Below are 18,386 nucleotides of genomic sequence, written 5' to 3' on the forward strand. Positions count from 1 at the left end.
GTCAAGAGAGCAACGCGGGTTCGAATCCCGCCGCCGGCCCCGGCCGGTGTCGTCCAGCGGCCCAGGACGCTTACGTCGCCGCCGCCGATCTGATCTCTGAACGCCGACGGTCTCAGGCTCGGGCGCGTTGCCAGCAGGCGACCGCGCCCCAGCCGAGGAATACGCCGGCTGCCAGGTCGCTGATGACGGATTGCACGTCGGTGTCCTTGGCCACGCTGATGAGGGCGCCGATGGTGAGGCAGACGAGCAGGACAGCGAATACGATCCAGACGACTCTCATGGCGCCCCCCCAAAGTGTGTGTAGCGACAACCCAGTCGTGTGAGAGCGCTGGTGTACATCTGCGATCCCGGCGTCCGCCGCACAGCGGCCCGGCGTCACTCCGCGTGAAGCCCCGGACGGGCTAATCCGGCTGCCGCCGCTCGCCGACCGAACGCAGAATCGTCTGCGGACGGCTGCGCGATGTGAGGAGTGGCTCGACATGCGGATCGTCGTGGATCTCAATCGCTGTCAGGGCTATGCGCAGTGCGTCTTCCTCGCTCCGGACGTGTTCGAGCTGCATGGCGAGGAAGCGTTGCTCTACGACCCGGAGGTCTCCGAGGACCGGCTCGAGCGTGTCCAGCAGGCCGCGGCGGCCTGTCCGGTGCAGGCCATCCTGGTCGGTGAGGGGGCGAGTGCCGTTGTCCGCTGAGCCGCGTGACGGCCGGATCGTTCGTGACGTTCGTGACGGCCGGATCATTGTCGTCGGGGCGTCGCTCGCCGGGCTGCGCGCCGCCGAGACGCTGCGCGAGGAGGGCTTCACCGGCTCGCTGACCGTGGTCGGTGACGAGCCCCATCCCCCGTACGACAGGCCACCGCTGTCCAAGCAGGTCCTGCTCGGCAAGGCGGCGGCGACCGCCACCGGGCTGCCGATGCGCCGTGACCCGGATGCGGAGTGGCGGCTCGGGGTAGCCGCCACTGGGCTCGAACCGCTCGAGAAGCGGCTGCTGCTGGCCGACGGCGAGTCGCTGCCGTACGACCGGCTGCTGATCGCCACCGGGACCCGGGCCCGGCCCTGGCCGGATCCGGAGGAGGCGGCGCTCGACGGGGTGTTCATGGTGCGCACGAGCGACGACGCCGGGCGTCTTGCCGAACGCCTCGCCGCCGGACCTCGCCGCGTCCTGGTGATCGGAGCCGGATTCACCGGCTCGGAAATCGCCTCCGCCTGCCGGGAGCGGGGCATCGAGGTGACGGTCGCCGAACGGGGCCCGGCACCGCTCGTGGGTGCGCTGGGCGGGACGTTCGGCAAGCTCGCGGCGGCGCTGCAGCGCGCCCACGGCGTGGACCTGCGCTGCGGCGTGACGGTCACCGCGCTGCGCGGAAACGGGGAGGGCCGGTTCACCGGCGCCGACCTGTCCGACGGCAGCCACGTCGAGGCCGACATCTGCGTCGTCGCCCTCGGGGCGGTCCGCAACACCGAGTGGCTGGCGGACTCCGGCCTTGCCGCGGGACCGCGCGGGGTCGCCTGCGACGCGGGGTGCCGCGCCTTCGACATGTACGGGATCGTCACCGACGATGTCTTCGTGGCAGGCGACGTGGCCCGCTTCCCGCATCCGCTCTTCGAGTACCAGATGCTCTCCCTGGAGCACTGGGGCAACGCGGTCGCGCAGGCCGAGGTGGCGGCCCACAACATGGTCAACCCGGGGCCGCGCCGGCGCCCGCATCTGGCGGTCCCGTCCTTCTGGTCGAGCCAGTTCGGGCTGAACATCAAGTCCGTCGGCGTGCCCACCTTCTCCGACCAGGTGGTCATCGCGCAGGGCTCGCTCGAGTCGGGTCGGCTGGTGGCGGTGTACGGCTACCGGGGCCGTGTCACCGCGGCGGTCACGGTCGACATGGCGAAGTGGCTGCAGCACTACGAGCACCTGATCGAGACGGCCGCCCCGTTCCCGCCCGAGCCCGGCGCCGCCGACCGGCCGGCCGCGGCCGCCGTGCCGGTGCCCTCCGACGTGCCGGACCCGAGCGTGCTCTCCCACGGGCCCACCGTCGCCCTCACCGGTCACCTGCCGGACCGCAGGCTGATCAGGGTCGCCGGCTGACCAACCGTCCCTCCCGCCGACGAGGAGCCCCGTATGAGCGCGGACACCCTGCTGCAACGCATCAACGACTACGCCAACCGCCCCGACCCGTATCCGCTGTACACGGAGCTCCACGAGGCGGGGGGCGTGGCGCGGCAGACGGACGGCAGCTTCCTGGTCGGCACGTTCCACGAGATCGACGCGCTGCTCCACGACCCGCGCATCAGCTCCGACCAGCGCAACCTCAGCGAGCGCTACCGCGTGGCCGAGGAGGAGAGTCATCCACCCGCCTTCATCGTCCTCGACGACCCCGAGCACCACCGGCTGCGGTCCATCCTGACGCGGCCGTTCGGCCCCCCGCACAGCCCGGGCCGGGTCGACGCCATGCGGAGTGAGATCGCCAAGATCAGCGAGGAGCTGATCGACGCGTTCGGAGACCGCAAACAGATCGACGTGGTCGACGACTTCGCCTATCCGCTCCCCGTCACCGTCATCTGCCGGCTGCTGGGCGTGCCGCGCGAGGACGAGCCGCTCTTCCGCGAATGGTCCACCAAGATGATCGAGGGCGCCGACGTGGTGCCCGGCGAGGACCGCACCGCACGCGTGCGGGCGTCCAAGGAGGCCCGCGAGGCGATGGGCGAGTACCTGGCAGACCTCGCCGGGCAGCGCGACGGCAAGCCGGCCGACGACATGCTGTCCTCGTTCGTCAACGAGCCGGATCCGGCCCAGCGCCTCACCCGTGAAGAGCTGGCCGTCAACGCGGCGATCCTGCTCCTCGCGGGGCACGAGACCACCGTCAATCTGATCACCAACGGCGTGCTCACCCTCCTGCGCCACCCGGACCAGCTGGAACGGCTGCGCCACGACCCCGCCCTGATGCCGAGGGTGGTGGAGGAACTCCTCCGCTACGAGCCCCCGGTGCACCTTGTGCCGATCCGCACCCCGCTCGTCGACGTGGACATCGCGGGCACCACCATCCCCAAGGGCGTACGTCTGGTGCTGGCCCTGGCCTCCGGCAACCGCGACCCCAGACGCTTCCGCGACCCCGACCGGTTCGATCCCGCCCGGCCGGACAACGCGCACCTGGGTTTCGGCGGCGGCGTCCACATCTGCTACGGCGCCGCGCTCGCCCGGGTGGAGGCGCAGATCGCCCTGGGAGCGCTGATCCGCCGCCTCGGCAGCCCTCGGCTGGCCGAGGACCCGCCCCCGTACCGGATCAGCGCCACACTCCGGGGCCCCCGGCACCTGCGCGTGGACATCTGAGAGGACGTCTGGGAGTCCTGCCGACGAGGACGATCTGCAGGCCGGCACGGCGCCGCGCTCACCGGACCGTGCCCGCCGCTCTACGCGGCGAGTTCCTTGGTGATGCGGTCCAGCATGTATGCCGAGGACTCGTGTGCGCGTTCCTCCCAGGCGAAGACGCAGGCGGTGGCGATGCCGTCGAAGTTCAGTTCGCGCAGGGTGGTGAAGAAGGCGTTCCAGTCGACTTCGCCCTGGCCGATGTCGAGGTGCTGGTGGATGCGGGCGGGGGTGCCGGGCGGGTTGAGGATGTAGCGCAGGCCGGACGAGCCCTTGTGGTTGAAGGAGTCCGCGATGTGTACGTGCTGGAGCTTGTCGCCTGCGTAGCGCATCATCGCGGCGATGTCGGCTGTCGGGTCTGTGCCGGAGAGGTGGAAGGAGTGCGGGGCGCAGTAGAGGTAGTTCACCCAGGGCTTGTTGATCGCGCGGACGAGGTCGACGGCGGGGGTGTTCTCCTCGCAGAAGTCGTCCGGGTGGGCCTCGAGGTTGAGGGCGATGCCTTCGCGTTCGAAGATCGGCAGCAGTTCCTCCAGGGAGCGCCAGAAGGCTGCCTCGCTCTCGGCGGCGCGCTCGGGGCGGCCGTTGAACTCGGAGTTCATCAGCGGGCATTCGAGGTCGGCGGTGATCTCGATCATCCGCTTCCAGTAGCGGACGGCGGCCTGCCGCTCGCTCTCGTCGGGGGACGACCACTTGTACAGGGGCAGGACGGAGGAGAGCTGGACGCCGTGTGTGCGCAGGGAGTTCTTCAGAGCGGTGATCCGCTCGTCGTCCGCCCGGGGGTGCAGGAAGAACGGCATGAAGTCGTCCCGCGGTGACAACTCGATGTACTCGTAGCCGAGCTCGGCTACGGTGCGCACCATCTCGTCGATGGGCAGTGCGCGGAACATGTACGGGTCGAGGGCGATCTTCACGCGGTGCCTCCGTAGAACGCAGGGCGGGGCTTCATGTCGACGGTGACGACGGAGCCGTCGGACTCCAGGGAGCGGACGGCGGCGTCGGTGATGACGGTGGCGGCGTAGCCGTCCCAGGCGGTCGGGCCGGTGGGCTCACTGCCCGCGTCGACCGCGTCGACCCACTCGCGGAACTCGGTGTCGAAGGCGTCCACGAAACGGCCCTTCCAGTCCTGCAGGACGGTGGTGTGGTGCTGTCCTGCGGTACGGACGCCGACGGCGGCCGGGTCGGGCAGTCGTACGAGGCCCTCCTCGGCCACGGCCTCGCACTGGATGTCGTAGCCGTACTGGCAGTTGACGAAGACCTCCAGGTCGATGCGCACCCCGTTCGCGGTCTCGAAGAGCATGATCTGCGGGTCCTTGAGGTGCTCGAACCGCTTGCTCGTGGCGCGGGGGGTGATCACCTGGGCCGAGACGATCTCGTCGTCGAGCAGCCAGCGCAGTACGTCGATCTCGTGCACGGCCGTGTCCTGCGCGGCCATCGCGGAGGTGTAGGACTCCGGCACGGTCGGGTTGCGGTGGGCGCAGTGCACGATCAGCGGGGCGCCGATGGAGCCGGAGGCGAGGACCTCCTTCATCTGGCGGTAGCCGATGTCGAAGCGGCGCATGAAGCCGACCTGGACCAGGCGGCGGCCGTGGGCCCGCTCGGCCTCGACGATGCCCAGACAGTCCTCGGCGGTCGTCGCGAGGGGCTTCTCGCAGAACACCGGCTTGCCGGCCGCGACGGCGTTCAGCACGTGCTCGGCGTGGGTGGGGCCCCAGGAGGTGACGAGGACGGCGTCCACGTCGGGCGAGTCGATCAGCTCGGCGCCGGTCGGATACGTGACGGCGCCGACGCGGGCGGCCACCTCGGACGCGCGTGCTTCGTCGATGTCCGTCACAGCGGTGACCCGTGCCCCCGTGATGACGTCGGTGAGGCGCCGTATGTGGTCCTGGCCGATCATTCCGGTGCCGATGACACCTACGCGTACGGTCACGGTGGATCCCTTCGAGGGGCCTGGGAGGGCGGGGAGCTCAACCACTCACCGCCGTGATCTGGGAGGTCAGGGACGGGGGAATCGTCTGTCGCGCTCTACTGGAGCGCTCTAGGCGAGTACGATGATGCCTGTCCAAATGTCATGTCAATAGCTTGTTGCTGGGAGATTTCGAGACCACCCGTAGGGTGGGCGGCGTCGAAGGGTGGTTCACAGGTGGATGCATCGGGCAAGCAGCGGCCCACGATGGCGGATGTCGCCGCGAAGGCGGGCGTGTCCAGGGCGCTCGTCTCGATCATCTTCCGCGGCCAGCCGGGGGCGAGTGGTGCGACCCGCGAGCGGGTCCTGCGCATCGCGGACGAGATCGGCTACCGCCCCGACGGCGCGGCCCGGCTGCTGGCTCGTGGTCACAGCCGCACGCTGGGCGTGATGTTCACCGTGCACCAGACCTTCCACACGGACCTCGTCGCGGGCATCTACCCCGAGGCCGAACGGCTGGGCTACGACGTCCTGCTCTCCGCGGCCGCCCAGGGCCGCAGCGAGAGCAAGGCCGTCGAGGCGCTGCTGAGCCATCGCTGCGAGGCGGTGATCCTGCTCGGCCCCGAAGCGGAGCCCGGGTACCTGAACGAGCTCGGACGCCGCACGGTCACCGTCTCGGTCAGCCGCCGGGTGCCCCATGCCCACGTCGACTTCGTGCACTCGGCCGAGGGCAAGGGCGTACGGCAGGCCATGGAGTATCTCGTCGAACTGGGGCACCGCCGGATCGTGCACATCGACGGCGGCCGGGGTCCCGGCTCCGCCGAGCGGCGGCGCGCCTACCGGGCCGCGATGCGCCGCCACGGGCTGGAGGCCGAGCTGCGGGTGATCCCCGGCGACCACACTGAGGAGTCGGGCATCGAGGCGGGCCGTCTGCTCCTGGCGGAACGCGACCAGGGGCGCCCCCTGCCGACGGCGGTCCTCGCGGGCAACGACCGGTGTGCGTGGGGCCTGTTGATGACCCTGACGCGGGCGGGCGTCGACGTTCCGCGCGACATGTCCGTCATCGGATACGACGACAGCCACTTCTCGCACCTGATGCCGATGGGCCTGACGACCGTCCGCCAGGACGCGGCCCTGATGGCGGAGCACGCGGTGCGGTTCGCCGTGGAGCGGCTGGAGAACGAGGGGCTGGAGCCGCGCGAGGCGGTGCTGGACCCGAAGCTGGTGGTACGGGACACCAGCGGGCCTGCCCCGGAGGGGTCGTACTGAGGCCTCGGAAGAGACCTCGGGTGGCGCGGAAAAGCTCGGCCGGCATGACGGGCGTCATGCCGGCCGATTGATCACACCGATGCCGCTCCGGTACCGGTACGGAAACCGATACCGATGCCGCCCCTTACGGTCAGCGCGTCCCCTTCGCGGCGAACTTGGCTATGTCGTCGACGTTGTCCTTGGTCACGAAGGCCGGCCCCGTGAGCACTGGAGCCGTGCTGCCGCCGCTGAAGTTTCCGTTCGTCTTGTACAGCCACAGGGAGTCGACGGCGAGGTAGCCCTGCAGGTACGGCTGCTGGTCGACCGCGAACTCGACGTCGCCGTCCTGGACCGCCTTGACCAGGTCCTTGTTCAGGTCGAAGGTCGCGACCTTGGCCTTGCTGCCGGCGTCCGACACCGACTGCACGGCGGTCAGGGCGAACGGTGCGCCGAGAGTGACGACCTGATCGATGGAACTGTCCTGCTTGAGCTTCGCCGTGATCGTCGACTTCACGGACGGCATGTCCGTGCCGTTGACGTAGAGGGTGTCCGTCTTGCCGTCGAACCCCTTCTTCAGGCCCGCGCAACGGGCCTCCAGAGCGACCTGCCCCTGCTCCTGGACGACGCAGACGGCGTGCTTGGCGCCGATCTTGTTGAGCCGCTGGCCGAAGGCCTGGCCCGCGATGTTCTCGTCCTGGCCGAAGTACTCGAGCATGCCGAGCTTCTTCCAGTCGTCCAGGCCGGAGTTGAAGCCGACGACCGGGATGCCGGCCGCCTTGGCCTTGGCCACGACCTCCGTCATCGCGTCCGGCTTGGCCGCGGTGAGCGCGATGCCGTCGACCTTCTGGTCGATGGCGTTCTGCACCAGGTTGGCCTGGTTGCCGGCGCTCGGGTCGCTGGAGTAGACGAGCTTGATGTTGTCCTTGGCGGCGGCGGCCTGGGCGCCCTTGCGGATGAGGTCCCAGAAGGTGTCGCCGGGGGCCGCGTGGGTGACCATGGCGACGGTCATGCGGGGGGTGGTGGCCTTGCCCGCCGAGGCGTCCGCACCGCTTTCCTCGGACTTCTTCCCACCGGAGCTGCTGGAGCAGCCGGCGGCGAGCAGGGTGCCGACGAGGACGGTGACGGTCAGGGTGGCGGCTCGGTGGTGTCTGTGCATGTCCCTTGAACCTCGCTGTGCTGGTCGTGGTGGGTTTCAGGTAGGGCGAGTAGAGGCAGATCTGCGGATGGTGCGGCCGGGCCGCAGCCTGCGGGGTGTGAAGAGCCTCGGTCACGACGAGGTGGGCGCGCCCAGCCCGGCGACGTGGATGAACGGTGCTTTGGATGCCTTGTGCGGCGAGCCGTGTCCGGGGCGGCCACGGGTATGGACCGCCTGCCTTCCTTCGCTAGAGCGCTTTATTAGCGCGCTCTAGTGGCACGTACTATGGAGCCGCCCACAGGGGATGTCAACAGCTTTGTCATGACGTATCAACAAAGCGGGTGGGCGGCGAGGGTGCGTCGCGGGTCCAGGCCACGAGGCGGTATCGGTCGGCACTTCGTTCTGCCCAGCACAGCAAAAACCCCGCTGTGCGACGGCAAGTTGCCGCCGCACAGCGGGGAGGTGAGTGAGTCAGTGCCTCAGCGGCTCGTCTCGCGTTCCGCCGTTGCCACCGCGAAGCCCGCGATCCACTCGGGGATCGCCTCGTAGAAGCGAGACGTCATCCGGTAGGGGCCGGACGCCGCGAGCGACGCGAACGCGGCGATCCAGGTGCGCACCTCGTGCGCCGAGCCGCCGCCCTCTGCGCCCATCCACTCCACGCTCCAGTCGTCCACCTCCGGCAGACGGCCGCTTTCCAGCGTGTCGAGGACCTGGTTGTCCCAGACCGGGTTGATGGGGATCATCCTGGTCGAGCCCGCCGCATAGTCACGGCCGGCCTGGACCACCCGCTCCTCGCCCTTGGCCCGCTGCTCCGGGGTGGGCGGATGCCCTTCGATCAGGGCGTCGGCGACGCGCGGAGGAGCACCGTCGAGGACGGGCACGGGCGGGTCGTGGGACAGGCCGCCGGAGCCCAGGAACAGCACCCGCCGGTCCAGCTCCGCCGCGGCCTCGCCGATCGCGGTCCCGAGAGCGCGGATACGGCTCATCGGTCCGAGCGGCGTGGCGACGCCGTTGACGAAGACGGGCACCACCGGCACGTTGTCGATCCCGCCGAACAGCACCTCGAGCGGCTGCACGAACCCGTGGTCGACGGTCATCCGCGCCGACACGGTCAGATCGATGCCACGGTCGAGCACCCCGCGCGCGATGGCCTGGGCTGCCTTCGTGTCGACGGACAGCGGGCCGGCTGCCGAGCCGAAGTCGCCGACGGCGTTCGCTTCCGTGGCCAGGCAGAACGGCGGCATCTCCTTGTAGAAGAAGCCGTTGTAGTGGTCCGGGGCGTAGAGGACGACGAGCTCCGGATCGAAGGCGCGGATGAAGGCGCGCGCCTTGTCGACGGCGTTCTCGACAGCCGCGAGGACCTCGGGGGCCGGGTCGTTCTTGCCGATGAGGGGGGAGTGGGACAGGCCCACTGCGGCAGCGGTCATGGCGGTGCTCCTCACTGATCCGAGTGGGACGGGTGAGATGGGTGAGTCGGGTGAACGGAGGACGCGTCCGACACCTCGTCGCGCGCGTCCGGGGCGGACGGATGGATGACGAGCTTTCCGGTGAGCCGCCCGTCGATCATGAGCTGGAAGCCCTTGTGGATCTCGGCCAGCGGCAGGGTGCGGTCGATCACCGGACGCACACCGGTGGCGTCCATGAGGCTCAGCAGGGACACCAGCTCGCTGCGGGTGCAGCCGGTCGAGCCGAGGACACGCTGCTGGCGGTAGAAGATCCGGCCCAGGTCGGCGGGCGGGTTCATACCGCTGGTGGCGCCCGCGATCACGACCGTGCCGCCGGGGCGGAGCGACTTCAGCGAGTGCGACCAGGTCGCCTCACCGACGGTCTCGATGACGACGTCCACCCGCTCGGGCAGCCGCTCGCCGGTCGGCACGGCCCTGCGCGCTCCCCAGGACTCGGCCTGTGCCCGCTTCTCCTCGCTGCGGCTGGTGGCGTAGACGACCGCTCCCGCGGCCGCGGCCAGCTTGATGGCGGCCGAGGCCACGCCGCCGCCCGCACCCTGGACGAGGACCCGGTCACCCGCCTGGATCTTCGCCTGCGTGAAGAGCATGCGGTACGCGGTGCCCCAGGCGACGGGCAGGCACGCGGCCTCGTCGAAGGAGAGCCACGACGGCTTGGGGATGAGGTTGCGGGTGGGGACGGACAGGTATTCGGCGAAGGCGCCGTTGTGCTGCTCCGAGAGCAGGGCGCGGTTCGGGTCGAGCGTCTCGTCGCCCATGCCGGCGTCCGGATCCGCGATGACCGGGTGGACGAGAACCTCGTTGCCGTCCTCGTCGTAGCCCGCGGCGTCGCACCCGAGGATGATGGGCAGCCGCTCCGGCGGGTGCCCGACGCCACGCAGCGTCCATACGTCGTGCATGTTGAGGGAGGACGAGGCGACACGGACGAGCGACCATCCGGGCCGGGGCTCGGGCGGGGGCACGTCGCTCAGGACGAGCCCCGCCAGCGGGTCGGTAGCGCTCTGGGAGACGGCGGTGGCAGCAAGCATGCGCCCACGCTCTCCCGCGAAACCCGTCCTCCGACAGCCCGTGTGCCGCCGTGCGGCACGCTGGCTGGATCCCCCTGACCTGCGGCTGTTTCCTGAGCCCATGACCTCGACGATCGAACCCCAGGGCGTGGCCACCACGGCCCCACGCGGGGCCCTGCGGCGCCCGGCAGACTTGGCACGGAACATCGACGTCTCTGGGCTCGTCGACACCGAGGGCGGGCTGCTGGATCGCGTCATCTTCACCGACGAGGACCTCTACCGGCAGGAACTCCGTCGTGTGTTCGCGCCGAGCTGGCTCTTCCTCGCGCACACCGACCAGTTCCACAAGCCCGGCGACTTCTTCACCACGTACATGGGTGAGGACCCGGTCATCGTCACCCTCGACCGCGACCGGCGGATCCGCGCCTACCTGAACTCGTGCAGGCACCGGGGCGCCCGCGTCTGCCGTGCCGACTTCGGCACCACGCGCAACTTCACCTGCACCTACCACGGCTGGTCCTACAACCTGGACGGCTCGCTGGTGAGCGTGCCCAACAAGGACGGCTACCCGGACTCCTTCGAGGCGGGGCAGTGGGGCCTGGTCGAGGTGCCGCACGTGGAGACCTACCACGGGCTGATCTTCGGCACCTGGAACCCGGAGCCGGTGCCGCTGCGCGAGTCGCTCGGCGACATGGCCTGGTACATGGACGCCATGCTGGACCACGACGAGGAAGGCACCGTCGTCGTCGGCGGCGTCCACAAGTGGGTCCTGGAGGGCAACTGGAAGCTGGCGGCCGAGCAGTTCGCCACCGACTGGTACCACGTGAACATGAGCCACGCCTCGGCGCTCATGGTCCTCTCGCCGTCCGGCAAGAAGCCGAAGGACGAGGTCGTGCACCGCACCGGCCGCCAGTACTCCGACACGAACGGCAACGGCGCGGGCTTCCCCGTCCACCCGAAGAACCGCTTCGACGCCCAGACCGTGCACAAGTGGATGGACTACGACGCCCTCCGTGCACGGCTCGGCGAGGCCCGCGTCGAGGGACCCCTCACGAACGGGCACGCCACGGTCTTCCCCAACTTCTCCTATCTGCCGGTCAACGGCTCCATCCGCATCTGGCACCCCAAGGGCCCGGACAAGATGGAGGTGTGGGCCTGGACCATCGTCGACAAGTCGATGCCCGAGGAGGTCCGCGAGGCGCAGCGCCTGTACAACCTGCGGACCTTCGGACCCAGCGGCATCTTCGAGCAGGACGACGGCGAGAACTGGAGCGAGGTCCAGGCGATCTCGAACGGCTTCATCACCAACGGCGTCGCCCTCAACTACCAGATGGGCATGGGCACCGAACGTGAGGACGGCCGCCACCCCGGCAAGACCAGCGAGCTGTACAGCGACGCAGCAGGCAGGGCCTTCTACGGGCGCTGGCGCGAACTGATGAACACCCCCGCCTGGCACGAGGCCCGGCAAGAGAACCGGCACGAGGCCTGCCCCGAGGCTGGGCAAGAGGAGAACAAATGAGTGACGGCATCCGCGTCGCGGCCCTGGACGACATCCCCCAGGGCGAGGGCATCGCCATCGACAAGGCGATCACCGGCACCGAGGACGACATCGCCCTGCTGCGCGACACCGACGACACCGTGTGGGCGCTGGACGACACCTGCACACACGAGGACGCCTCGCTCGCCGAGGGCTGGGTGGAGGACGGGTTCGTCGAGTGCCCGCTGCACTCCAGCAAGTTCTGCCTGAAGAGCGGCGAGGTCCAGGGCCTGCCCGCCACGAAGAACGCCTGCCCGCACCGCGTCGAGGTCCGCGACGGCGACGTCTACCTCTTCCCGGGAGTGACCCCGTGACCGAACGCGTGGTGATCGTGGGCGGCGGCATCGCCGGTGTCAGCACGGCCGGCGCCCTGCGGGCCGGCGGTTTCGACGGCGACCTCACCCTCGTCGACGCCGGCGAGTTCCCCTACGACCGGCCGCCGCTGTCGAAGGACTTCCTGGCCGGTACCAAGGACATCAAGCAGATCGCCCTGCAGTCCCCGCAGTGGTACGACGACCAGCGCATCCGCCTCGTCAACCAGGCCACCGTCAGCACGCTCCGCACACAGGACGGCAAGGTCGAGCTCGCGGACGGCACCCTGCTGCCCGCCGACCGCGTGGTCCTCGCCACCGGAGGAGGCGCGGCACGTCCGCCCATCCCCGGCATCGACAGCGACCGCGTCCACGTGTTGCGCACCGCCGCCGACGCCGACCGGCTGCGCACGGCACTCGTCCCGGGCGCCCGCGTCCTGGTCGTCGGCGCCGGCCTGATCGGGGCCGAGGTCGCCTCCACGGCCCTTCACCTCGGCTGCGAGGTCACCCTGGTCGACCCGGTGGCCACGCCCCTCGCGGTGGCGCTCGGCCCCGAGCTGGCCACCTGGCTGCACGAGCTGCACAGCCGCAACGGGGTCACGACCGCCCAGGCCGCCGTGGAGTCGTTCACCGATCGCGGCGACGCCATCGAGGTCCGCCTGGCCGGAGCGACCGGGCCGCAGGCCTTCGACGTCGTCGTCCTCGGGGTCGGCATGGTGCCGAACACCGAGCTCGCCGCGCTGGCCGGCCTCGAGGTGGACCGCGGCATCGTCGTCGACACCGGCCAGGTCACGTCCAACCCGGCCGTACTCGCGGTGGGCGACCCCGCCCGGACCCGCGACGGCGGAGTCCTCCTGCCGCGTACCGAGCACTGGGAGGCCGCCCAGCACGACGGGGCCCGCGCGGCCGCGACGATCCTCGGCACCTCCGCACCGGCGTCGGCGGCATCCTGGTTCTGGACGGACCGGCACGGACGCCACGTCGAGGCCGTCGGGCACATGGACGCCGCCGAGCAGACCGTGGTGCGCGGCTCCTTCGACGACCCGGCCTTCTCCGTATTCGGTCTGCGCGACGGGCTGGTCGTCGCAGCCGCCGCGGTCGACGACTCCGCCGCCGTACGCGCGGCCCGCCGGATGATCGACCGGGGCATCGCGGCCGACGCCGGGAGGCTTGCCGACCCCTCCGTGAACCTGCGCAGCCTGTTGCGCGGGTGACGTGCCGCTCTACGGCACACCGAGTACGAATGACCGCGGAGAAGGGATCGAATGACACCGTGAGCACTGCCACCGAGCCGAGCCGCGCAGGGACGCGCGCCGACCGCGACACGCACTTCGAAGTCGAGCAGTTCTACTACGAGGAGGCCGCCCTCCTCGACGACGGCCGCTACGCCGACTGGCTCGACCTGCTGGCCGACGACCTGGACTACTGGATGCCGACCCGCACCAACCGGCTCCGCCGCCAGCAGGCACTGTCCGTCGCGGCACGCGGCGAGGCCGCGTTCTACGACGAGACCAAGGAGAGCCTGGCCTGGCGCATCCGCCGCTTCGACTCGGGCATGGCCTGGGCCGAGGACCCGCCGTCCAGGACCCGCCACCTGGTGACGAACGTGATGGTCCGGCACATGGACCCGGCCGAGCACCCGGAGTTCACCGAGGCCGACCTCCAGGTGCGCTCCGCGTTCCTGGTCTACCGCAACCGCCTCGAGCGCGAGGAGAACGTGTTCGCGGGCAGCCGTACGGACGTCCTGCGCCGCGTCGGCGACGGCCTTCGTGTCGCCCGGCGGACCATCCTCCTCGACCAGAACATCCTGCAGGCGAAGAACATCTCGACGTTCTTCTGATCTCGTCCCGCCTTCGTCTGACCTCGCCTCGCTTCCAGCTTTCTTTCCGATGGGAACTGTCGTGACCGACCTCGAACTCAAGCACCACCGCGTGCCCACCTCGCTGGGCGAGATCGCCGTGGCCGAAACCGGCGAAGGGCCCGTGCTGGTGATGCTGCACGGCGGCGGACCGGGTGCGTCCGGCGTCAGCAACTACCACCAGAACCTCCCCGCCCTCGCCCGGCACTTCCGGGTCGTCCTGCCCGACCAGCCCGGTTTCGGCGGCAGTTACCGACCCACCGAGGAAGACCTGCAGGATCGGTCCATCACCGAGATCGCGGTGGACGCCCTCTTCCAGGCGCTCGACTCCCTGGGCATCGACACCTTCCACCTCCTCGGCAACAGCCTCGGCGGAGCGGCCGCCATCGCCATGGCGCAGGCGCGCCCGGAGCGCGTCACCCGGCTGGTGCTGATGGCCCCCGGCGGCGGCTGGCTGCCGTTCGGCCCCACCCCCACCGAGGGGCAGAAGGAGATGTTCCGCTACTACAACGGCGGCGGCCCGACCGAGAAGAAGATGGCCGCGTTCATCCGCACCATGGTCTTCGACCACAAGCAGTTCGGTGAGGACGTCGTCAAGGCCCGCTACGAGGCGTCCCTCGACGAGAGCCACATCGCCTTCTACCACCGCTACAACGCGGCGTTCGCCAAGCGCGGCGGCATGGACCCGCTGTGGCGGGACCTGCACAAGATCAAGGCGCCCACGCTGCTGCTCTGGGGCCGCGACGACCGCACGATCACCCTCGACGGCGCCCAGCTGATGCTCAAGCAGATCCGTGACGTACAGCTGCACGTCTTCGGCCGGTGCGGCCACTGGGTCCAGCTGGAGCGGCAGCCCGAGTTCGAGGAGCTCGTCGGCAACTTCCTGGTGAAGCAGTCGTGAGCGGCGGCTGGCTCGAGGGGTACGCCGCGCTGATCACCGGCGGCGGATCGGGCATCGGCCGCGCGGTGGCCGAGCGCTTCCTCGCCGAGGGCGCGTCGGTCACCGTACTCGGCCGCGACGCGGACCAGCTCGAGGACGTCGTACGCTCCGCCGCCGACCCCAGCCGCGTCCACACCGTGACGGCCGACGTGCGCGACTCCGACCGGATGCACGCCGCCGTCGCCGAGACCGTGGAGCGGTTCGGCAAGCTCGACACGCTCGTCGCCAACGCCGGCGTGTGGGACTACCAGCGCCAGCTCACCCGGCTCGGCGCGAAGGAACTCGACACCGCCTTCGACGAGATCTTCTCCATCAACGTCAAGGGCTATCTGCTGGCGGCGGAGGCGGCCTGGCCCGAGCTGGTGAAGACCCGGGGCAGCATCGTCATGACGCTCTCCAACGCCTCCTTCTACGTCAACGGTGGCGGCCCCCTCTACACCGCGAGCAAGCACGCCTGCCTGGGCCTCATGCGCGAACTCGCCTACGAACTCGCGCCCAAGGTCCGCGTCAACGGCGTCGCCTGCGGCGGCATGAACACCGACCTGCGCGGCCCGGACTCCCTGGCCCTGGGCAACCGCTCGATCGGGGCGTCCTTCGCCAGGCGGAACGCCGACACCCCGCCCCCGCCCATTCCCCTGCACGACTCCAGCACGGAGCCGCAGGACTTCACCGGCCCGTACGTGCTGCTCGCGGCCCGCGAACAGAGCGGCACCATCACCGGACACGCGATCAACGCCGACGGCGGTATCGGCGTACGCGGATTCGCGCACGCGGCCGGCGGCGACCACCTCTGAGTCCTCCTGCCCCGCGACTCCTGACGACTGATACGACTGACGACGCTCGACGAGGAGCCGACAGTGACGAGACCCCACCCGCGCAACTCCGGCCTCCGGGTCGACCTCAACCCGGCCGCCGCGGTCGCACGCAACGCAGGCCACCAAAGCGACAGCGTGGTCATCCGCTATGCGGGAGGTGACCTCACCTACGCCCAGCTCGACGACAAGGCCGCCCGCCTGTCGAACGTCCTTGCGGCGGGCGGTGTCGCCGACGGCGACCGGGTCGCCTACCTGGGCCTCAACAGCTCGGCGTTCGTGGTGACGATGCTCGCCGCGTTCCGGCTCGGTGCCCTGTTCGTCCCGGTCAACTTCCGTCTCGCCGAACCCGAACTGCGGCGCGTCCTCGCGGGAAGCGGTGCGAAGGTGATCGTCTGCGAGGAGGGACACCGCCCAATGGTCGAAGCGGTGCGCGCGGACACGGCGCTGGAGCGATTCCTCCTGGTGGACGACGACCCGGAGGTGCCGGCCACCGACGCGGACGGCTGGGAGCACTGGTCGCCGCTGATCACGGCGGCCACGCCGAGCACCACCCTCGTGGCGAAGTACGCCGACGACCCGGCCATCCTGATGTTCACCTCGGGCACCACCGGCACCCCGAAGGGGGTCGTGCTCAGCCACGGCAACACCTGGTGGAACTCCGTCAATGTCGAGATGCGGTTGGACACGCGCCGCGGCGACGTCACGTACGCCGCCGCCCCGCTGTTCCACATCGGAGCCCTCAACAGCTTCATGCTGCGCACCCTCGTGCGCGGCGGCACCGTCGTCGTGCGCCGCTCGTTCGACCCGCAGGTGTGCCTCGACGACCTGGTGACCCACCGCGTCAACTCGATGTTCGGCGTACCGCAGATGTTCGCCGCTCTCGCCCGCGTTCCCGGAGTCTTCGACCAGGACCTGAGCCAGCTGCGGTCGATCGTCGTCGCGGGCGCACCTGTGCCGCCGTCCCTCGTCCAGCTCTACGCCACGCACGGCGTACTTCTGCAACAGGCGTGGGGCCTGAGCGAGACCGCGCCCTTCGCCACGCACCTGCCGGCCGAACACACCCTGGACAAGGCCGGATCTGCCGGAATCGCCATGCCCTACACGGAGGTACGCGTCGTCGACGCCGGCACCAACGAGCCGGTGAAGCCGCACGTACCGGGCGAGGTCGTCGTCCGCGGACCCAACGTCACCGCGGGCTACTGGGACAACCCGGAGGCCACGGCGGCCGCCTTCGACGACGAGGGCTGGTTCCACTCCGGGGACATCGGCTACCTCGACGAGGACGGCTACCTCTACATCGTCGACCGCCTCAAAGACATGATCATCAGCGGCGGCGAGAACGTCTACCCGGCCGAAGTCGAGCGCGTCCTGGCCTCCATGCCGGGCGTCGTGGACGTCGCCGTGGTGGGTGTCCCCGACGAGCAGTGGGGCGAGGCCGTCGCCGCCGTGGTGACCGTCGCCGACGACGTGGTGATCACGCTCGACGACCTACGCGAGTACGCCGCCGGCCACCTGGCCCGCTACAAGCTGCCCCGGCGCCTGAAGCTCGTCCAGGCGATGCCGCGGAACGCCTCGGGCAAGCTGGAGAAGGTCGCCGTCCGACGCCTGGCGACCGAGGAGAACTGACGTGATCACGGCACCTGCTCTCCCCGTACGGCTCGCCCTGGGCCCCGGATGGGAGACGATCCAGCAGTCCGCCAGGCGCTCCACGGCCGACATCCGCGTGCGGCGGAACGGCCTGACCGTGGACGTGCGTCTGGAACGCTGCGCCGCGGGACGCCTGCGCGACACCTACCCCGTCGGCGCCCATGACGTCGAGGTGTGGATCGGCGACGGGTGCCCGGACGACGTACTGCCCGACCTGCTGCGGGCGCTCGTGGACGCCGTGCAGCGAGCCGACCCGGACTGCCGACGCGTCATCCATGCCGTGCGCGTCGGCGAGCCGGGCAGGATCGCTGCTGCGGAGTCTGCTGGTTTCCGTTACGTCATCGACGTCGACCTGGCGCATGACGAACTCAGCCTGTTGGTTGCCGAACCGGACTGGGTGACCGGCACCGACATCGACCTGGACCGCGTTCCGGGCGCCTGAGCCTGCTGCTCAGACCTGATCGAGGCTGCGGCCCGTGCTGCGCGGGCCCAGCAACGCCACGTCCAGGCACAACAGGACGACCAGGACCGCCGAGCCGGTGAACACGGCGGCCGCGCCGAGGTCTTCAAGGACGCATCCGGGTGTCGCGATGCGGAGCGTCGTCGTATCCGGTTCAGGGGCGCGGAGCGCCTGTACCGCTGTCAGGCACTGCTGGGGTGATGCGAACGCGCGTACCTGTGGTCGCCGGTTGGGGTGGTGGCCGTGGGATCGGGGTACGTGTGTGCGGCGGTCGTGCGTATGGTCGTGTCGGAGGGGTTCGGGATGCCGTGGCGTCCTGGCCGGGGACCGTGAGGGGGCGAGATGGTGCAGGTGAGGGCGGTTGCGGAGGTCGGGCATGCCCGCTTCACCTACCGGCTTCGCGTGTCGCCCACCGCCCGCACCGCCCTGGGGGCGGAGTGGGACCGGTGCCGGTGGGTGTGGAACGAGTGTGTCGCCAAGTCCAGGGCCGTACACCTGCACAACAAGGCCACCGGCCGGAAGGCCACGTGTGGCCCGGCTCAGCTCGGCAAGATGCCGACCGAGGCCCGCACCCGTACGCCGTGGTTACGTGAGGGTTCGTCAGTTCCCCAGCAGCAGACCATCCGCGACTTCGGCCGCTCCCGCGCCAAGGCGCACAAGGACATCACAGAGCGCCTGCCCATGGCACGCCGGGCCGGGATGCCGAAGTGG

General features: G+C 70.2%; 18 protein-coding genes and 1 pseudogene. 13 read left to right on the forward strand and 6 right to left on the reverse strand.

Going from position 1 to position 18,386, the window contains the following annotated elements:
• Positions 1-112 precede the first annotated feature (112 nt).
• Positions 113-280 (reverse strand): hypothetical protein, encoded by a 168-nt coding sequence (locus ACWD4J_RS38090; protein WP_451400121.1) that lies wholly within the window; start codon positions 278-280, stop codon positions 113-115.
• Positions 281-479: 199 nt separating this feature from the next.
• Here ACWD4J_RS38090 and ACWD4J_RS38095 point away from each other — a divergent pair, with 199 nt between their 5' ends.
• From ACWD4J_RS38095 to ACWD4J_RS38105, 3 genes are read left to right on the forward strand one after another with little or no spacing between them, the layout of a single operon-like run.
• A complete protein-coding gene (locus tag ACWD4J_RS38095; protein ID WP_451400122.1) occupies positions 480-689 on the forward strand; it encodes a ferredoxin in 210 nt (69 codons plus the stop codon).
• Positions 679-2,073, forward strand: coding sequence for an NAD(P)/FAD-dependent oxidoreductase (locus ACWD4J_RS38100; protein ID WP_451400123.1), 1,395 nt, complete (start codon positions 679-681; stop codon positions 2,071-2,073). The genes ACWD4J_RS38095 and ACWD4J_RS38100 overlap by 11 nt, the downstream gene beginning before the upstream one ends.
• 33 nt (positions 2,074-2,106) lie before the next feature.
• The gene (locus ACWD4J_RS38105; protein WP_451400124.1) at positions 2,107-3,315 is read left to right on the forward strand and encodes a cytochrome P450; all 1,209 of its coding nucleotides are present in this window, start codon (positions 2,107-2,109) and stop codon (positions 3,313-3,315) included.
• Between the two features lie 80 nt (positions 3,316-3,395).
• Here ACWD4J_RS38105 and ACWD4J_RS38110 read toward each other — a convergent pair whose 3' ends face one another.
• Together ACWD4J_RS38110 and ACWD4J_RS38115 are read right to left on the reverse strand one after the other, a co-directional pair.
• A complete protein-coding gene (locus ACWD4J_RS38110; RefSeq protein ID WP_451400125.1) occupies positions 3,396-4,262 on the reverse strand; it encodes a sugar phosphate isomerase/epimerase family protein in 867 nt (288 codons plus the stop codon).
• Positions 4,259-5,278 (reverse strand): Gfo/Idh/MocA family protein, encoded by a 1,020-nt coding sequence (locus tag ACWD4J_RS38115; protein ID WP_451400126.1) that lies wholly within the window; start codon positions 5,276-5,278, stop codon positions 4,259-4,261. Before ACWD4J_RS38115 ends, ACWD4J_RS38110 begins: the two co-directional genes overlap by 4 nt.
• 243 nt (positions 5,279-5,521) lie before the next feature.
• Between ACWD4J_RS38115 and ACWD4J_RS38120 the strand changes: the two genes are divergently transcribed.
• Positions 5,522-6,523, forward strand: coding sequence for a LacI family DNA-binding transcriptional regulator (locus ACWD4J_RS38120; protein ID WP_451400138.1), 1,002 nt, complete (start codon positions 5,522-5,524; stop codon positions 6,521-6,523).
• A 130-nt stretch (positions 6,524-6,653) separates the two neighbouring features.
• Here the strand turns inward: ACWD4J_RS38120 and ACWD4J_RS38125 are convergent, their stop codons facing one another.
• The 3 genes from ACWD4J_RS38125 to ACWD4J_RS38135 form a co-directional block, all read right to left on the reverse strand.
• A complete protein-coding gene (locus ACWD4J_RS38125; RefSeq protein ID WP_451400127.1) occupies positions 6,654-7,658 on the reverse strand; it encodes a sugar ABC transporter substrate-binding protein in 1,005 nt (334 codons plus the stop codon).
• Positions 7,659-8,116: 458 nt separating this feature from the next.
• A complete protein-coding gene (locus ACWD4J_RS38130; protein ID WP_451400128.1) occupies positions 8,117-9,064 on the reverse strand; it encodes a 3-carboxyethylcatechol 2,3-dioxygenase in 948 nt (315 codons plus the stop codon).
• A gap of 11 nt (positions 9,065-9,075) precedes the next feature.
• Positions 9,076-10,128, reverse strand: coding sequence for a zinc-binding dehydrogenase (locus ACWD4J_RS38135; RefSeq protein ID WP_451400129.1), 1,053 nt, complete (start codon positions 10,126-10,128; stop codon positions 9,076-9,078).
• Between the two features lie 100 nt (positions 10,129-10,228).
• Between ACWD4J_RS38135 and ACWD4J_RS38140 the strand changes: the two genes are divergently transcribed.
• From ACWD4J_RS38140 to ACWD4J_RS38180, 9 genes and pseudogenes are all read left to right on the forward strand, one after another.
• The gene (locus ACWD4J_RS38140) at positions 10,229-11,626 is read left to right on the forward strand and encodes an SRPBCC family protein (protein ID WP_451400130.1); all 1,398 of its coding nucleotides are present in this window, start codon (positions 10,229-10,231) and stop codon (positions 11,624-11,626) included.
• Positions 11,623-11,958 (forward strand): non-heme iron oxygenase ferredoxin subunit, encoded by a 336-nt coding sequence (locus ACWD4J_RS38145; protein WP_451400131.1) that lies wholly within the window; start codon positions 11,623-11,625, stop codon positions 11,956-11,958. The genes ACWD4J_RS38140 and ACWD4J_RS38145 overlap by 4 nt, the downstream gene beginning before the upstream one ends.
• Entirely contained in the window at positions 11,955-13,169 is a 1,215-nt protein-coding gene (locus ACWD4J_RS38150) for an NAD(P)/FAD-dependent oxidoreductase (protein WP_451400132.1), read from the forward strand. Before ACWD4J_RS38145 ends, ACWD4J_RS38150 begins: the two co-directional genes overlap by 4 nt.
• A gap of 59 nt (positions 13,170-13,228) precedes the next feature.
• On the forward strand, positions 13,229-13,795 hold the full coding sequence (locus ACWD4J_RS38155; RefSeq protein WP_451400133.1) for a 3-phenylpropionate/cinnamic acid dioxygenase subunit beta: 567 nt from the start codon (positions 13,229-13,231) through the stop codon (positions 13,793-13,795).
• Positions 13,796-13,844: 49 nt separating this feature from the next.
• Complete coding sequence (locus ACWD4J_RS38160) at positions 13,845-14,714, forward strand: alpha/beta fold hydrolase (RefSeq protein WP_451400134.1); 870 nt, start codon at positions 13,845-13,847, stop codon at positions 14,712-14,714.
• Positions 14,711-15,547 (forward strand): 3-(cis-5,6-dihydroxycyclohexa-1,3-dien-1-yl)propanoate dehydrogenase, encoded by an 837-nt coding sequence (gene hcaB, locus ACWD4J_RS38165; RefSeq protein ID WP_451400135.1) that lies wholly within the window; start codon positions 14,711-14,713, stop codon positions 15,545-15,547. The genes ACWD4J_RS38160 and hcaB overlap by 4 nt, the downstream gene beginning before the upstream one ends.
• A gap of 63 nt (positions 15,548-15,610) precedes the next feature.
• Positions 15,611-17,194: a long-chain-fatty-acid--CoA ligase gene (locus ACWD4J_RS38170; RefSeq protein ID WP_451400136.1), complete on the forward strand. Its 1,584-nt coding sequence runs from the start codon at positions 15,611-15,613 to the stop codon at positions 17,192-17,194.
• 1 nt (position 17,195) lies between these two features.
• Positions 17,196-17,657 (forward strand): hypothetical protein, encoded by a 462-nt coding sequence (locus ACWD4J_RS38175; RefSeq protein ID WP_451400137.1) that lies wholly within the window; start codon positions 17,196-17,198, stop codon positions 17,655-17,657.
• Positions 17,658-18,017: 360 nt separating this feature from the next.
• Positions 18,018-18,386: pseudogene (locus tag ACWD4J_RS38180) on the forward strand (RNA-guided endonuclease TnpB family protein); the annotation flags it as partial.

Source organism: Streptomyces sp. NPDC002577 (assembly GCF_053594815.1).

Excerpts from the sequence above, each read along its gene's own strand:
- ACWD4J_RS38090 (WP_451400121.1), bottom strand. The coding sequence starts at position 280 with ATGAGAGTCGTCTGGATCGTATTCGCTGTCCTGCTCGTCTGCCTCACC.
- ACWD4J_RS38095 (WP_451400122.1), top strand. The coding sequence starts at position 480 with ATGCGGATCGTCGTGGATCTCAATCGCTGTCAGGGCTATGCGCAGTGC.
- ACWD4J_RS38105 (WP_451400124.1), top strand. The coding sequence starts at position 2,107 with ATGAGCGCGGACACCCTGCTGCAACGCATCAACGACTACGCCAACCGC.
- ACWD4J_RS38120 (WP_451400138.1), top strand. The coding sequence starts at position 5,522 with ATGGCGGATGTCGCCGCGAAGGCGGGCGTGTCCAGGGCGCTCGTCTCG.
- ACWD4J_RS38125 (WP_451400127.1), bottom strand. The coding sequence starts at position 7,658 with ATGCACAGACACCACCGAGCCGCCACCCTGACCGTCACCGTCCTCGTC.
- ACWD4J_RS38130 (WP_451400128.1), bottom strand. The coding sequence starts at position 9,064 with ATGACCGCTGCCGCAGTGGGCCTGTCCCACTCCCCCCTCATCGGCAAG.
- ACWD4J_RS38135 (WP_451400129.1), bottom strand. The coding sequence starts at position 10,128 with ATGCTTGCTGCCACCGCCGTCTCCCAGAGCGCTACCGACCCGCTGGCG.
- ACWD4J_RS38140 (WP_451400130.1), top strand. The coding sequence starts at position 10,229 with ATGACCTCGACGATCGAACCCCAGGGCGTGGCCACCACGGCCCCACGC.
- ACWD4J_RS38145 (WP_451400131.1), top strand. The coding sequence starts at position 11,623 with ATGAGTGACGGCATCCGCGTCGCGGCCCTGGACGACATCCCCCAGGGC.
- ACWD4J_RS38160 (WP_451400134.1), top strand. The coding sequence starts at position 13,845 with ATGGGAACTGTCGTGACCGACCTCGAACTCAAGCACCACCGCGTGCCC.